At 65.9% G+C, this 13,849-nt stretch carries 13 protein-coding genes; 6 read left to right on the forward strand and 7 right to left on the reverse strand.

The annotated features are described in order from the left end of the window. Positions 1 to 21: 21 nt before the first annotated feature. Positions 22 to 1,194: an acyl-CoA dehydrogenase family protein gene (locus C7440_RS01935; RefSeq protein ID WP_133244245.1), complete on the forward strand. Its 1,173-nt coding sequence runs from the start codon at positions 22 to 24 to the stop codon at positions 1,192 to 1,194. Positions 1,195 to 1,364: 170 nt separating this feature from the next. Further along, positions 1,365 to 2,501, forward strand: a complete 1,137-nt coding sequence (locus C7440_RS01940; protein WP_017524150.1) for an ABC transporter substrate-binding protein — start codon at positions 1,365 to 1,367, stop codon at positions 2,499 to 2,501. A gap of 22 nt (positions 2,502 to 2,523) precedes the next feature. On the opposite strand, the gene C7440_RS01945 is transcribed toward C7440_RS01940, so the two are convergent. The 7 genes from C7440_RS01945 to C7440_RS01975 all read right to left on the reverse strand — a co-directional run bounded on the left by C7440_RS01945 (position 2,524) and on the right by C7440_RS01975 (position 10,243). Then, positions 2,524 to 3,534, reverse strand: coding sequence for an acyltransferase (locus tag C7440_RS01945; protein ID WP_017524151.1), 1,011 nt, complete (start codon positions 3,532 to 3,534; stop codon positions 2,524 to 2,526). A gap of 209 nt (positions 3,535 to 3,743) precedes the next feature. Next, on the reverse strand, positions 3,744 to 4,904 hold the full coding sequence (locus tag C7440_RS01950) for a CaiB/BaiF CoA transferase family protein (RefSeq protein WP_116517279.1): 1,161 nt from the start codon (positions 4,902 to 4,904) through the stop codon (positions 3,744 to 3,746). 48 nt (positions 4,905 to 4,952) lie between these two features. After that, on the reverse strand, positions 4,953 to 5,369 hold the full coding sequence (locus C7440_RS01955; RefSeq protein WP_116517280.1) for a PaaI family thioesterase: 417 nt from the start codon (positions 5,367 to 5,369) through the stop codon (positions 4,953 to 4,955). 19 nt (positions 5,370 to 5,388) lie between these two features. Beyond that, complete coding sequence (locus C7440_RS01960) at positions 5,389 to 6,564, reverse strand: M20 aminoacylase family protein (protein WP_116517281.1); 1,176 nt, start codon at positions 6,562 to 6,564, stop codon at positions 5,389 to 5,391. Continuing rightward, a complete protein-coding gene (locus tag C7440_RS01965; RefSeq protein ID WP_116517282.1) occupies positions 6,561 to 7,421 on the reverse strand; it encodes a VOC family protein in 861 nt (286 codons plus the stop codon). Before C7440_RS01965 ends, C7440_RS01960 begins: the two co-directional genes overlap by 4 nt. Then, entirely contained in the window at positions 7,418 to 9,232 is a 1,815-nt protein-coding gene (locus C7440_RS01970) for an AMP-binding protein (protein WP_116517283.1), read from the reverse strand. Before C7440_RS01970 ends, C7440_RS01965 begins: the two co-directional genes overlap by 4 nt. A gap of 3 nt (positions 9,233 to 9,235) precedes the next feature. Further along, complete coding sequence (locus C7440_RS01975) at positions 9,236 to 10,243, reverse strand: quinone oxidoreductase family protein (RefSeq protein WP_017524157.1); 1,008 nt, start codon at positions 10,241 to 10,243, stop codon at positions 9,236 to 9,238. Positions 10,244 to 10,409: 166 nt separating this feature from the next. Here C7440_RS01975 and C7440_RS01980 point away from each other — a divergent pair, with 166 nt between their 5' ends. Genes C7440_RS01980 through C7440_RS01995 form a run of 4 tightly spaced genes read left to right on the forward strand, consistent with a single transcriptional unit; the run spans position 10,410 to position 13,846 of the window. Beyond that, positions 10,410 to 11,387, forward strand: a complete 978-nt coding sequence (locus tag C7440_RS01980) for an ABC transporter substrate-binding protein (protein ID WP_116517284.1) — start codon at positions 10,410 to 10,412, stop codon at positions 11,385 to 11,387. A 17-nt stretch (positions 11,388 to 11,404) separates the two neighbouring features. Then, a complete protein-coding gene (locus tag C7440_RS01985) occupies positions 11,405 to 12,181 on the forward strand; it encodes an ABC transporter ATP-binding protein (RefSeq protein WP_165832472.1) in 777 nt (258 codons plus the stop codon). A 4-nt stretch (positions 12,182 to 12,185) separates the two neighbouring features. Next, positions 12,186 to 13,088, forward strand: coding sequence for an ABC transporter permease (locus tag C7440_RS01990; protein ID WP_017524160.1), 903 nt, complete (start codon positions 12,186 to 12,188; stop codon positions 13,086 to 13,088). Further along, positions 13,088 to 13,846, forward strand: coding sequence for an aspartate/glutamate racemase family protein (locus C7440_RS01995; protein WP_017524161.1), 759 nt, complete (start codon positions 13,088 to 13,090; stop codon positions 13,844 to 13,846). The genes C7440_RS01990 and C7440_RS01995 overlap by 1 nt, the downstream gene beginning before the upstream one ends. Positions 13,847 to 13,849: the final 3 nt, after the last annotated feature.

Genomic DNA, 13,849 nt, shown 5'->3' on the forward strand with positions numbered 1-13,849 from the left:
CCGGCTTAAAGGAGCTTACTGGTGAGTCAACAAGCAAAACCATTCGACGTGAACGAAATGCGCGCCGAGGCGGAAGAATTCAGGCACCATCTGGCGCGCTGGGTGGACGAGCGCCTGGCGCCCCAGGCGGCGCGGCTGGACGAGGAAGGCGATTTCGGCCACGAGCTGTTTCGCGAACTGGGCGAACTGGGCTATTACGGGGCCATGTACCCGGAAAGCGCGGGGGGCAGCGGCCTGGCCTATCCCTACACCTGCTTCACCGTGCTGTGCGAAGAACTGGCCCGCGCCTCGGTTTCGTTCGCCGCTTCGGTGTGCATGCAGGGCTCTACCGCCACGCACACCATATTCAAGTGGGGTGGAGCGGCGCTGCATGAAGCCTATCTTGGCCCGGCCTTGCGGGGCGAGAAGATAGGCGCCTTTGCCATCACCGAGCCCAACTCGGGCTCGGACGCCGCGTCGCTGCGCACGCGCGCTACCGCTTGCGAGGGCGGCTTCCGGCTGAACGGCTCAAAAATATTCACCACCAACGGCACGGTGGCCGACTTCATCACCGTGGTGGCCACCACCGACCCTGCCAAGGGCCTGAAGGGGCTGGACCTGTTCCTGGTGCCCACTGATACGCCGGGTTTCTCGGTGGGCCGCAAGCTGGACAAGTTCTCGGTCAGGGCGTCGGACACGGCCGAACTGGTTTTCGATGACGTTTTCGTGCCCCACGATCATCACTTGAACGATGGGCAGGCGTCGGGCTTCTTGAATGCCTACAAGTCGCTGACGGTGGACCGCATCTTCACGGCGGCGCTGGCGCTGGGCAATGGGCGTGCGGCCTACGATGCTGCGCTGGCCTATGCCAAAGAGCGTTCGCAGTTCGGCCAGCCCATCGGCAAGTTTCAGGCGGTGCAGTTCAAGCTGGTCGACATGCTGGCGCTGCTGGAGCAGTCGCGGCTGTATACCTACCACGCGGCCGAGCTGGCAGACCGCGGAGACCCCATCACCACCGAGGCGGCCTTGTCGAAGATCGTGGCCGGCGACGGCTGCAACCAGGTCTGCCAGATGGCCATGTCGATCTTCGGCGGCTATGGGCTGATGAATGAATTTCCGGTGCAGCGCTTCTTGCGCGATGCGTATTTTCCCGTAGTAGGGGGCGGCACCAGCGACATCATGCGCCTGATCGTGGCCCGCCAGCTTGGTTTCTGAGGGTAAGTACGGGTTTCTTAAAGTTGTCTTTTCTTGCAGCATAATGCATATAGTTTAAAGACCCAGCTTCCCACAAGAACGATGGTGCCTGCCGGTCCTGCCTCGAGCAGGGGGCGGCAGGTCACTAAACATTATTTCAAGTCAGCCACTGACACACTCGGAGACAGTCAATGAAAATGAAAAAACAGCTTTTTGCCATGGCGCTTGCGGCCGCCATCCCCTTCTCGGCGGGCGCCGCGGTAAAAGTGGGTGTCATCGTGGGCGCCACGGGGCCCGGCGCCTCGCTGGGCATTCCCTACAAGAACACATTCTCGGTCGTGCCCCAGACCCTGGGGGGCGAGCCCGCGCAGTTCATTATTGTGGACGACGCCACTGACACCACCACGGCGGTCAAGCTGGCGCGCAAGCTCATTGAAGAAGACAAGGTCGACCTGATCATCGGCTCTACCAGCGTGCCCTCGGCCATCGCCGTCGCCGAAGTGGCCTCTGAACTCAAGACGCCGCAGATCTCGCTGTCGCCCACGCCCATCAAGCCGCAAGACAACCCCTGGTCGTACGCCGTGCCCCAGCCCATCAACATCATGATGGGCGCACAGGTTGAGAACATGAAGCAGCACGGCATCAAGACAGTGGGCTACCTGGGCTTTGCCGATTCCTGGGGCGAGCTGGTGCTGTCGGGCCTGAAGGCCACCATTCCCGATGCCGGCATCAAGCTGGTGGCCGAAGAGCGCTACGGGCGCGTCGACACCAGTGTTTCGGGCCAGGTGCTGAAGCTCATCGCCGCCAAGCCCGACGCCGTCGTGCTGGGCGGTTCGGGCACGCCGGGCGCACTGCCCCAGGTCACGCTGCGCGAACGCGGCTACAAGGGTCCCATCTATCACAACCACGGGGTCATCAACAAAGATTTCCTGCGCGTGGGCGGCAAGGCGCTTGAAGACGCCTATGCGCCCACCGGCCCGGTGATGGTGGCCGAGCAGCTGCCCGACAGCAACCCCATCAAGAAGGTCGCCCTCGAGTTCACCAAGGCATACGAGGGCAAATACGGCGAGGGCACGCGCAACGCGTTCGCCGCCTATTCATGGGACGCCTACCTACTGGCCGACAACGCGGTCAAGGGCGCCTTGCAAAAAGCGAAACCCGGCACTCCCGAATTCCGCAGCGCGGTGCGCGAGGCGCTTGAAAACAGCAAAGAAGTCGTCGGCACCCACGGCGTGTACAACATGTCGCCCACCGACCACACCGGCCTGGACAAGCGCGCCGCGGCACTGGTTCAGGTCAAGGACGGCAACTGGAAACTGGTGGAATAACACCGGCCGCTGGCGCACGGCCTTAGGTGATGCGGGCGCCACCCGGAACATGGCGCAGCACGCGTACAAACCCCAGCGAAAGCATGAAGATCGCGACGGCCGCCAGCGGCGTTTGCCACGCCGTGCCCGACGTGGGCAGATACAGGCCGGTGCGCTTGGCGATGTCCAAAAATATGGGGTGTGCCAGGTAGATGCCAAAGGTCAGGGGCGCAATGGCCGGCAGCCGAGGCAGGCTGCGCGCGTTCAGAATAAGCTGGAAGACGGCCAGGGACATCAGCGGCACGGTCAGGCTGAAGGTGTCATAGAAGTAGACATTCAGGGCGTCGGCCGAAGACAGCACGCTGGCGCCGACGGCGGTCAAGGCAATGGTGGCGCACAAGACCAGGCCCGGCCTGGGCAGGCGCAATTCGCCCTCGAACATCATGCGTCCGGCCAGGAAGTAGCTGATGTAGGGCAGGAACCAGGTCAGGAAGAAGCCGTACCCGTCGGCATTCAGCTCGCGGTGCAGGGTCTGCAGTATGGCCAGCACGAATATCGCCAGCACCGCGGCCACGCGCTGGCGGTGCGAGCAGCGCTGGTAGATCGTGCGCAGGTAGGGGGCAAACAAATACAGGCCCGCCAGCATGTACAAATACCAAAGGTGGTAATAGGGGGCGCCGCTGGTGGCCTTGCGCAGCCAGGCGGCCGCATCCATGGGCACGCCGTCCAGGTGGTACATCAGTGCGCCCCACAGCAGGTAGAACACCGACCAGAAGACAATGGCGGGCGCGATGCGCATGGCCCGCCGCTGATAAAAGTTCTTGAACGCTTCGCGCTTGCCGGGGTTCAGCAACAGCGCGCCGCTGATCATCACGAACACCGGCACGCACCAGCGGGTGGCGGCATCGTAGAAGTTGGCCCATTCCCAGTCGGTGGAGCCATAGTCCGAGACACTGGTCAGCGGAAAGGCTGCGCAGTGCAGCAGCACCACGGCCAGGGCGGCCATCCAGCGGGCGGCGTCGAGTTTGTCGTAGTCGGCTTGCTGTACGGGCATGACACCTTTTGAAGAGTGCGGGTGCCTTTACCTTAACAGCCGGTCATGCCATGGACCATGTAAAAGACGGGAAGATGTTTCGGAATGAAAAAAGAGGGGGAAGGGCAGGATCTTTCTTCCCGGGGGCGGCTGCAAGATTCCCTGGGCAAGAAACGGGAGGCCTTTTCGTCGACATGGCGCCCCGCCATTGGATGTTGGCCGGTACGGGCTCAGGCGCCGTCCTGCCAGGCGGGCGGGTCGTCGTGCCCGGTTGCCTGGGCTTCGCGTTGTGGGGCGAAGGCCTTGTCCGCAAGGCGTTGCGCCGGCGCCACCCACAGGCGCGGCGAGCCCTTGGAAGCGGGCGCAGCGCCGGCGGCGCCGCGCAGGCGGAACAGGGGGTGCTCCAGGGCCTCATCCAGCCCAAGAACCGGCGTGACGCAGCAGTCGAGCGGTTCAAGCTTCGCCAGCCACTCGCCGCGCGGCGCGGTGGCGAAGCGGGCGGCCAGCACGGCGCGCACTTCCTGCGAGGCCGGGCTTCCGGGGGCCAGGCCGCGGCTCCAGTGCCGATCGGCCAGTTCGGACAGCTCCAGGCCTTGCACCAACTTTTCCCAGAACTTGGTCTCGAGTGCGCCGACCGCCAGGTACAGATCGTCGGCGCAGCGGTACAGGTTGTAGCAAGGAGCCCCGCCGTTCAGCAGGCCCTGGCCCGCCGGTTCGGCCTCTTGCCCCGCATTGGCCGCCGCCAGGGCCAGCGGATTGGCGCCCAGGGCCGCGTCCACCAGTGCCACGTCCAGATGCACGCCTGCGCCATGAAGGCGGGTGTGCAGCAGCGCAGCAACAATGCCGGTGGCGGCGGCCTGGGCACCCAGCACGTCGGAGAGGGGCAGGCCGGGCAGCACAACCACGCCGTTGCTGTGCGTGACGGGGTGCAGCATGCCCGCCATGGCCAGGTAGTTGATGTCATGGCCGGCGTATTGCGCGTAGGGCCCATGCTGCCCATAGCCGCTGATGGAGCACAGCACCAGGCGGGGGTTGGCGGCCTGCAGGGCGTCCCAGCCCAGCCCCAGGCGGGCCATCGTGCCCGGCCGGAAGCTTTCGACCAGCGCATCGGCTTCGGCGGCCAGTGCCAGCAGGCGCTGGCGGCCTTCCTCTTGCTTGAGGTCGAGCGTGGCGAAGCGCTTGTGCCGGTTCACTGCCTGGAAGGCAAATGAATTGCCGGCGGGCGGGCCCATGTGGCGGGCCGGATCTCCGTGGCTTTCTTCAATCTTGAGTACCTCGGCGCCCAGGTCGGCCAGCTGCTGGGTGGCGGCGGGCCCGGGCAGCAGGCGCGTCAAGTCCAGGATGCGCAGCCCGGACAGCAGGCCCTGGGGCTGGATGCGTGGGGAGGTCATGGTGGCGGAGCCTGTCGAGAAAGTGGATGCCAGAGAGGCCGGCGGCCCTCAGGCGGCCGGGATGCCGAAGCAGCCGCGTCCGACGACGGTAAGGCGCTTCTGTTCGTCAAGGACGTCGACGTCCACGACGCCCACTGTCTTGCCTGCGCGCCGCACCGTGGCCTCGGCAGTCAGCAGACCGCTGGACGGACGCAGGTAGTCGACGCGGAAATTGATGGTGGGCACCGGCGCGCGGCTGCCCATGATCAGGGCGAAGGTGCCAGCGGTGTCGATCAGCGAGGCCACGGCGCCGCCATGGAACTGGGGGCTGCCTGCGCCGCGCTCGAGATCGGAATGCATGGCCATGGTAACGACCAGCTTCCCGGCCTCGGGGTCGGCCTGGACGCAGCGCAGGCCCAGGAAGCGGATGAAGGGCGAGGCGTCGAACCAGGACTGGATTTCGGCTGCGGTCATGGGGGTGGACATAGTGTCTCCTGTACAGGGGTCAGGGGGGAGGCAGGGCGGTCTGCACCAGGGAAACCCAGTAGGCGCAGCCCAGCGGCATGATGGAGTCGTTGAAATCGTAGCCGGGGTTGTGCACCATGCAGCCGCCTTCCTGGCCGGTGCCGTTGCCCAGCCACGCATAGGCGCCCGGGCAGGCCTGCAGCATGAATGCAAAGTCTTCGGCGGCCATCAGGGCCTGGGCGCGGGTAAGCACGTTGCCGGCGCCCACAAGGCGGGTGGCGGCCTCGCGCGCAACGCCGGCCTCGTGTTCGGTATTGACCGTGGGCGGATAGCGGCGATCGTAGCCCAACTCGACGTCGACCCGATGCATGCGGGCGATGCCTTCGCAGATGCGCCGGACCTCGGCCTCGACCGCGCCGCGAACCGTCTCGGAAAAGGCCCGCACCGTGCCGGAAAGACGCGCTTCGTGGGGAAGCACGTTGTGGGTATCGCCGGCATGGAAGGTGGTGATGGAAACGACGGCGGAATCGAGCGGGCTGATGCGGCGGCTGACGATGTCCTGCAAGGCGCAGACTAGGGCCGAGCCCGCCAGCACGGCATCGGTGGCCTCATGCGGAAAGGCGGCGTGCCCGCCCTTGGCGCGGATGCGGATGTCGAGCAGGTCGAAGGAGGCCATCATGGGCCCGGGCATGACGCCGAACGTGCCGGCGGCGATGCCGGGGATATTGTGCATGCCGTACACGGCCTGCATGGGAAAGCGCTCGAACAGGCCTTCTTCGACCATCTGGCGTCCGCCGCCTTCGCCTTCTTCGGCGGGCTGGAAGATGAAATACACCGTGCCGTCGAAGTCGCGGTGCTGCGCCAGATAGCGGGCGGCGCCCAGCAGCATGGTGGTGTGGCCGTCGTGGCCGCAGGCGTGCATCTTGCCGGGCACGCGCGAACGATGGGCAAAGGTGTTGGCTTCGTTGATGGGAAGGGCGTCCATGTCGGCGCGCAGGCCGATGGCGCGCGTGCCGTTGCCGGCGCGCAGCACGCCCACCACGCCGGTGCGGGCGATGCCCTCATGCGTCTCGATGCCCAGCGCCTTGAGCTCGGCCGCCACGATGGATGCGGTGCGCGCCTCTTCGAATGCTGTCTCGGGATGGGCGTGCAGGTCGTGGCGGATGCGTATCAGGTCTTGCTGATAGCCCTCGATGACGGCAAGAGGCGTGTTCATGCGCCCAGTTCCACGAATTCGATCAGGTTGCCGCAGGCGGCGTCGGGGCCTACCAGAATGCGGTCGGGTGTGTTCTGGTGGGCGACCTGATTGGCATCGAGCAAGACATGCAGTCCCGCCAGTGAGCGCACGGCGATGCGGTAGCCGGCAAAGCGGGCATCGGTGCCGGGCTCGGGCGCGAAGCCATAACGTTCTTCAAAGGCCTGCCCGTCGTAGACCACCAGTTCGGTGGCGCCCGGCGATACGGCATGGCCGCCGTTTGCGTCCTGGCGGGCCTGGCGCCCGAAGAGCCTGGCGAAATAGTCGATGGTGGCGGCGGGATCGGAAGACACGGCCAGGCAGGCCAGCATGTGTTGCGCCCCGTTGGGATGTTCGAGCCAGTCTTCGCGCAGGTAAAGCTCGACATTGTGGTACTGGCAGACATTGAAGGGCAGGGGCGCGGGAATGGGCAGCATGACGTCGAACTCCGGCCACACCGAACCCTCGCCGGGAATGACCCATTCGCGGCTGACGTGCGCAGGCGGGGCAAAGGGATAGCCTCGTTCGACCAGGCGGGGCTGGGCGCTGGCGACGTCGCCGCTCATCATGACCATCGACTTGATGCCCTGGCTGCCCGAAAGAACGGGGCGCATGGCCTCGGGCAGGCGGTTCGCGTCGCGTATGGCCATAAGCTCGATGAAGTTGGCGGCGCCGGGCGTGCGGGGACGCATCGGAATGAGGCGATTGACGATGCCCAACGAGGTAATGTCCGAGAGCGGAGTCAGCCTGAAGCCCAGGCGCTGGTAGGCCTGGGCCGCTGCATCCAGGTCGTGCACATAGGTCAGAAGATGGTCGAGTTCGTCGATGTCTTGGCTCATGAGTGGGCTCCTTTGGCAGGGCCCTGCGGGGCCCGCACCTCGTAATGGAAGGGAAATCCGGATAGTGTTTCGGCCACGCCGGCGTGGCGGCCCGCATCGGCCCAGACGCGCACCAGGGTGCCGTGGCGCGGGTCGGCAAGCACCTCGACCCGGGCCTGGGCGGCGGGCAGCTCGCTGTCGAGCAGGGCCTGCAATGTGCGTTGCGCGGCGTCGCGGCGCAGGGCGGTCTTGTCAACCTTGCCCACTCCCGTCAGCGGCATGGCGGGCAGGATGATGAGTTCCTTGGGTATGGCGGCGCGCTCGGGAATCTGCGCGCACAGTTCCAGCAGCTCGGCCTGGTCGCAATGCGCGCCCGGCTTGAGCTGCACATAGGCAATGGGAAGTTCGCCCGCGTAGGCGTCGGGCTTGCCGACGGCCGCCGCCAGGGCCACTGCAGGGTGCCGGTACAGCACGCTTTCTATCATGGCCGGGTCCAGCCCGTGGCCGCCGCGCTTGATGAGGTCTTTGGCGCGGCCGGTGATCCAGACGTAGCCTTCGGCGTCGATGCGCCCCAGGTCGCCGCTGTCCAGCCAGCCGTCCTTGAAGAAGGGCTGCTTTTCGGTAGGCAGGCCCAGGTAGCCGCCGAAGACGCTGGGTCCCTTGATGGCTAGCACGCCGATTTCGTCGGTGGCGCAGTCGCCGGTTTCGCGGCCCTGGCCGTCGACATGCACGGCCTTGACCTGGCAATAAGGCAGGGCCACGCCCACCGAGCCGCCGCGCCGTTCGCCCTGCACGGGCATGGCCGTAACGGCCAGGGTGGCTTCGGTCAGGCCCCACGGTTCGGTCAGAGGGATGTTGAAATGCCGCACCAGCCGGTCGCCGATGGCCACGGGCAGCGCGGCCGCGCCATTGGTCAGAAGGCGCAGTGCCGGCACGCTCGAGGGTTCGGGCATGTCGAGCGCCAGGCGCCCCATGATGGTGGGGGGAGCGGTGAGCACGCTGATCCGCTCGCGTTGCACCAGCTTCCAGATTTCGTCCACGGTGCCGGGGCCGCGATAGCCCGCCGTGCCGGCGATGACGACGCTTGCGCCGCAAGCCAGCGGAAACAGGGCGCTGGCCAGCAGGCCGCCCACATGGAACATGGGCATGGCCGCCAGCACGCGATCGTGCCGCACGTAGCGGTAGGCATAGGCGGAGAACAGGGTGGTAACCGCCAGTTGGTCGGCGGTAAGCGGCACCAGCTTGGGCAGGCCCGTGGTACCCCCGGTGTGAAAAAGCCCCACCATGTCGTCGCCGCGTTGCGGCAGGCGTTCCAGTGGTTCGCCCTGGATCAATTCGGCGGGCTTGACGATACGCGGAGGCCGCCGGCAATGCGCCAGCACGGCGTCCAGCTTGTCATGCACGAGCTCGCCGTCGGCGACCAGTAGTTTGGCGTCGATCGAATCGAGCAAGGCCGCGATTTCAGGGGCGTTCAGATAGCTGTTGACGGGGGCGGCAATGCCCACGGCCTGCGCGGCCAGGACGGTAATGAGCGTGGCCGGCCCGTTGGGTGTCAGGAAGGCCACCCGGTCGCCCGGCCCCACGCCCGCTTCGGCCAGGCGGGCAGCGGCCTGCAGCAATTGCCTGGCCAGCGAGGCGTAGCTGATGTCCTGGGGGATGTCGTCCAGGCGGCCGTTGGGCAGGAAGCGCATGGCCGTGGCCTGGGGTTTTTGCCCAGCGGCGTGCAGCACGAGGTTGGGCAGGTCGCTGGCCGGCAGGCGTTCGCGCCAGGGCACGCGGGCGAACGCCGCCGCGTCGGCGGCGCTGGCAAACGGGGCGGAGGTGTCGATCATGGTTCAGGGCTTGACGATGATCTTTCCGAAGAAGGCGCGCTTTTCGAAGTCGTCGTAGGCGCCCAGGGCGTCGGAGAGCGGCACGACGCGGTCCAGAGCCGGCTTGAGGCGCCCCTGGGCCACCATGTCCACCAGGCTTTGCTGGTCTTCCATGGTCCAGCCGGTGGACCCGATGATGGTCATTTCCGAGGTGAACAGATAGGGGATGTCGGAGACGGCCTTGTAGCCCCCCGTGCCGCCGCAGCACAGCAGGCGGCCGAAGCGCTTGACGCAGCGCATGGAGGGCAGCCAGGTGTCGCCGGCCGTGAAGTTGACCACCACGTCGACACCGCCGCCGCGCAGCAGCGAGCCGGTTTTTTCGCGTATGTAGGCATCGAAGGCGGTTTGCGAATAGTCGATGGTTTCGTCGGCCCCCAGGGTCTGCAGCTTGCGGCATTTTTCTTCGTCGCCGGCGGCGGCAATGACGTGCAGGCCGGCGGCCTTGGCCAGCAGGACGCAGGCATTGCCCACGCCGCCCGAGGCACCCAGGATGAGGACGCGCTCGCCGGCCTGGATCTGGCCGCGAGTGTGCAGCATGCGGTGCGCGGTGCCGTAGGCGCAGGGCAGGGCGGCTGCATCTTCGTCGCTGACGTTGTCGGGCAGGCGCATGAGCTGGCTGGCGCGCACGACGCAGTACTCGGCCATGGCGCCGTTGCGGTTTTCGCCCAGCATGTCGAAGCTGCCCTTGTCCCAATCGACATGGTGGGGCAGGGGCAGCACGCGCTCGCCCACTTTCCAGCCTGTCACACCCTCGCCCAGCTCGGCGATCTCGCCGGCGCAGTCCGAGCCGGTGATGCCGGGCAACTGCACCTTGATGCCCGGCATGCCCCGGCGCGAGAACAGATCGGCGTGGTTGATGCTGGAGGCTCTGACGCGAATCTTGACCCAGCCAGGCAGTACTTCGGGCTCGGGCCTTTCACCATAGCGCATAACGGAAAGGTCGCCATGTTCTTCGAAATAAAGTGCTTTCAACGCCTTGCTCCTCGGTAATTTGTTTATAGGCAAACAAAAGAAAATACTTCTTGATCGCTGCTTCTTGGTTGTATAGTATCCAACATATTTCCTATAGTGCAATGAAAATCGGAAGAGAACAAGTCGGCAGAAACGACTTCACAACCCTTCACCAGGAGACAATTCCATGCGCACTTTTGCCAAAATCGTTGCGGTTGCCGCGCTGGCGGGCAGCGCCTTGCTGCCGGTGCACGCCAAGACATACAAGGTCGCCATCGCAGGCTGGGGGCCGCATCCCACGCTCGACGAAACCATTGCCGGCTTCAAGCAGGGGTTGGCGGAAGAAGGTTTCAAAGAAGGCGAAAACCTGGAGTTCGACGAAAGCAACGTCAACTTCGACCGCTCGCTCATTCCGCAGATGCTGAACAAGCTCGTCAGCGGCAACCCCGACCTCATGGCGACCATCGCCACGCCGGTTTCGCTCACGGCCATCCAGCAGCTGCGTTCGCGCACCTTCCCCATTGTGTTCACCCCCATCGCCGATCCGGTTCATGCCGGCATGGTTTCGGGCTGGGAAAAGGGCGAGAAGCTGCTGACTGGCTCTTCCGTGGCCCTGGACTACGATGCGGTGCTGGGTTTCTTCAAGAAGATCGTGCCCAACCTCAAGCGCCTGGGCGTGCTCTACGACACGGGCGACGACAGCTCTTCGGCGGCGCTCGACGGCATCAAGCCAATTGCCGAGGCCCACGGAATTTCGCTGGTGCTGATCGGCGTGGATAATCCTTCTGAACTGCCGCAGCGCGTGCAATCGGCGGTGGGCCGGGTAGATGCCCTGTATCCCGTCGCCTCGGGCCGCATTCAGCAAGGGGCGGCGGCCATTGCGTCCACCGCCGATCGCGCCAAGCTGCCGGTGCTGACTTCCGTGCCGCAGATGGTCCAGCATCATCAGGCGCTGGCCGCCCTGGCGGTATCGTTCAGGCAATCGGGCGAAGCCGCCGGCCGCATTGCCGCGCGCCTGCTCAAGGGCGAAAGCGCCGAAAGCATCCCGGCCTGGAAGCCCTCTCCCGAAGAGCACCATCCAATGATCAGCGAGGTCAGGCTCAAGGCTCTGGGGCTTACGCTGCCTGAAAGCCTGAAGGACTGCAATTGCGTGGTGTCCGAATGACGGCCATGGCCCAAGCCATGATCAGGCTCGAAGACCTGAGCAAGACCTTCAACGCCGGCACGCCCGACGCCAAGCTGGCCACGCGCGAGGTCTCGCTTCAGGTTCAGGCCGGCGAGTTCGTGGCCATTATCGGCGGCAACGGGGCGGGCAAGAGCACCTTGCTCAACCTCATCGGTGGCGCCATCGCCCCCGACGAAGGCCGCGTCGAAATCGCCGGCATCGATGTCACGGGCCAGCCCGAGCACGTGCGGGCCCGCCAGGCGGCCCGCGTGTTCCAGGACCCGATGATCGGCACCGCGCCCATGCTTACCGTGGAAGAAAACCTGGTTCTGGCAGAGCTTCGCGCACGGGGCCGGGGCTGGCGCGCGGCGCTTACAAGCTCGCGCCGCACGCGCTTCCGGGCCGAGCTGGCCGAGCTGGGCCTGGGTCTTGAAGACCGCCTTACCGCGCGCGCCGGGCTGCTGTCGGGCGGACAACGCCAGGCGCTGGCGCTGGTCATGGCCACGCTCGAGGCGCCCGACGTATTGCTGCTTGACGAGCACACGGCCGCGCTCGACCCGCGCACTTCGGCCACCGTCATGCAGGCTACCCAGCGCCTGGTGTCGGCGCGCCGCCTGACCACCATGATGGTCACCCACAATATGGAGCATGCCCTGCAGTACGGCACCCGCATCGTCATGATGGCCGACGGCGGCGTGCGCGCCGATCTCTCGTCTGAAGACAAGGCGGGCCTGGGCGTGGCCGACCTGGTCAAGCGCTTCCATATTTCCGATGACCGGATGATGCTGAGCTGATCCCATGACAGACATCTTGTATAGCTTCTGGTACCTGGTGCCGGTAACCCTGGTTCAAAGCCTCATGTATGCCACCGTCGCTTTCGGCATCATGATCCCTTTCCGCATTCTCAACTTGCCCGACCTGACCTGCGAAGGCAGCCTGCCCCTGGGCGGCTGCCTTGCCGCTGCGTTCTTGACTGCAGGGTTCAACCCCTATGGGGCGACCGTGCTGGCGGTGCTGGCCGGCGCCCTGGCCGGCGCCATCACCGCATGGCTGCACCTGCGCTTTCGCATCCATTCACTGCTGGCCGGCATACTGGTGTTCACCATGCTCTGGAGCGTGAACCTGCGGGTACTGGGCAAGCCCAATGCGCCCCTGCCGGGCGGGGCCAATATGTTTGACGCCCTGTCGCCCGAAATCCTCGCCTCGAACTGGTTACAGGTGGGCCTGCTGGGCGCCCTGGCGGCGGCCGGCACGCTGGTCCTGATCTGGCTGTTTCGCACCGAGATAGGCCTGTCGATGCGTTGCGTGGGGGTCAACGAAAGACTGGCGCCGGCGCTGGCGATACGGTCGGCCGTGTATATCGTGGGCGGCTTTGCGTTGGCCAATGCCATCGTCGCCTTCGGCGGCGCGCTGCTGGTGCAGCAGCAGGGCTATGCCGACGTCACCATGGGCTTCGGCGTGCTGATCAACGGCCTGGCCGCCCTGATCGTGGGCGAGGCCATCGTGGGCCGGCATACGGTCATACGGCAGATGTGCGCGCCGCTGGTGGGCGCCATCGTGTACTACCAGCTGGTTTCGCTGGGGCTGGCCACAGGCCTGCATCCATCCGACCTGAAGTTCCTGACCGGCCTGTTCGTCATCGTCACCCTGGCCCTGCCCCGCCTGCTGCGGCGCGGCCAGGGCAGTGCGCTGGGCCTGTGATGAATACGCCTGAAACAGCGGCCGCCGTGCGCTGCATCGGTCTGGTGGGCGGCATGAGCTGGGAGTCCAGCGCCCTGTACTACCGGCTGCTCAACCAGGCGGTGCAGCGCGAACTGGGCGGCCTGCACAATGCCGTCAGCATCATGGCGACGCTGGATTTCCAGCTGCTGGCCGATGCGGCCGGGCGCGGCGACTGGAAGCAGGTAGAGGTCCAGATCGGCGGCGCTGCCAGGCAGCTCGAGCAAGGTGGCGCCGACTTCATGCTGCTTACGGCCAACACGGCCCATCAAGTGTTCGACGCCTTGCCCAAGTACACCCGCCTTCCCGCCCTGCACATAGGGGTGCCCGTGGCGCGGGCGCTGAAAGAGGCCGGTCACGCCAGAGTGGGCATCATCGGCACTCGCCACGTCACCGAGTCGTCTTTCTATGCCGACTGGATGAGCCAGCACGCGGGCATCCAGGTCGTGCCGCCCGAGGCGGGCGACAGGCAATGGCTGGACGACGTGATCTTCAGCGAGCTGGCCCGCGGCGCAGTCCGTGCGCAATCGCGCGGCAGGCTGCTGGCCGTCCTTGATAGAATGCAGCGGGCCGGGCTGGATGCCGTCATCGTGGCGTGCACCGAACTGCCGCTGCTGCTAGCGGCCGACGGCCCCGCGCCGGCGCTGCCGTGTCTCGATACGGTGGCCCTGCATGTTGCCATGGCGGTGGATATTGCATTGGGACGTGCACAAATCGCTTGCGGGGAGGGCCCTGCGTAAGCT

The sequence above is a fragment of the Pusillimonas noertemannii genome (genome assembly GCF_003096595.1).
Taxonomy (GTDB): Bacteria; Pseudomonadota; Gammaproteobacteria; order Burkholderiales; family Burkholderiaceae_B; genus Pusillimonas; species Pusillimonas noertemannii.

Coding starts and splice junctions, on each gene's coding strand:
- C7440_RS01940 (WP_017524150.1), top strand. CDS start 1,365: ATGAAAATGAAAAAACAGCTTTTTGCCATGGCGCTTGCGGCCGCCATC.
- C7440_RS01945 (WP_017524151.1), bottom strand. CDS start 3,534: ATGCCCGTACAGCAAGCCGACTACGACAAACTCGACGCCGCCCGCTGG.
- C7440_RS01950 (WP_116517279.1), bottom strand. CDS start 4,904: ATGACCTCCCCACGCATCCAGCCCCAGGGCCTGCTGTCCGGGCTGCGC.
- C7440_RS01955 (WP_116517280.1), bottom strand. CDS start 5,369: ATGTCCACCCCCATGACCGCAGCCGAAATCCAGTCCTGGTTCGACGCC.
- C7440_RS01960 (WP_116517281.1), bottom strand. CDS start 6,564: ATGAACACGCCTCTTGCCGTCATCGAGGGCTATCAGCAAGACCTGATA.
- C7440_RS01965 (WP_116517282.1), bottom strand. CDS start 7,421: ATGAGCCAAGACATCGACGAACTCGACCATCTTCTGACCTATGTGCAC.
- C7440_RS01970 (WP_116517283.1), bottom strand. CDS start 9,232: ATGATCGACACCTCCGCCCCGTTTGCCAGCGCCGCCGACGCGGCGGCG.
- C7440_RS01980 (WP_116517284.1), top strand. CDS start 10,410: ATGCGCACTTTTGCCAAAATCGTTGCGGTTGCCGCGCTGGCGGGCAGC.
- C7440_RS01985 (WP_165832472.1), top strand. CDS start 11,405: ATGATCAGGCTCGAAGACCTGAGCAAGACCTTCAACGCCGGCACGCCC.
- C7440_RS01990 (WP_017524160.1), top strand. CDS start 12,186: ATGACAGACATCTTGTATAGCTTCTGGTACCTGGTGCCGGTAACCCTG.
- C7440_RS01995 (WP_017524161.1), top strand. CDS start 13,088: ATGAATACGCCTGAAACAGCGGCCGCCGTGCGCTGCATCGGTCTGGTG.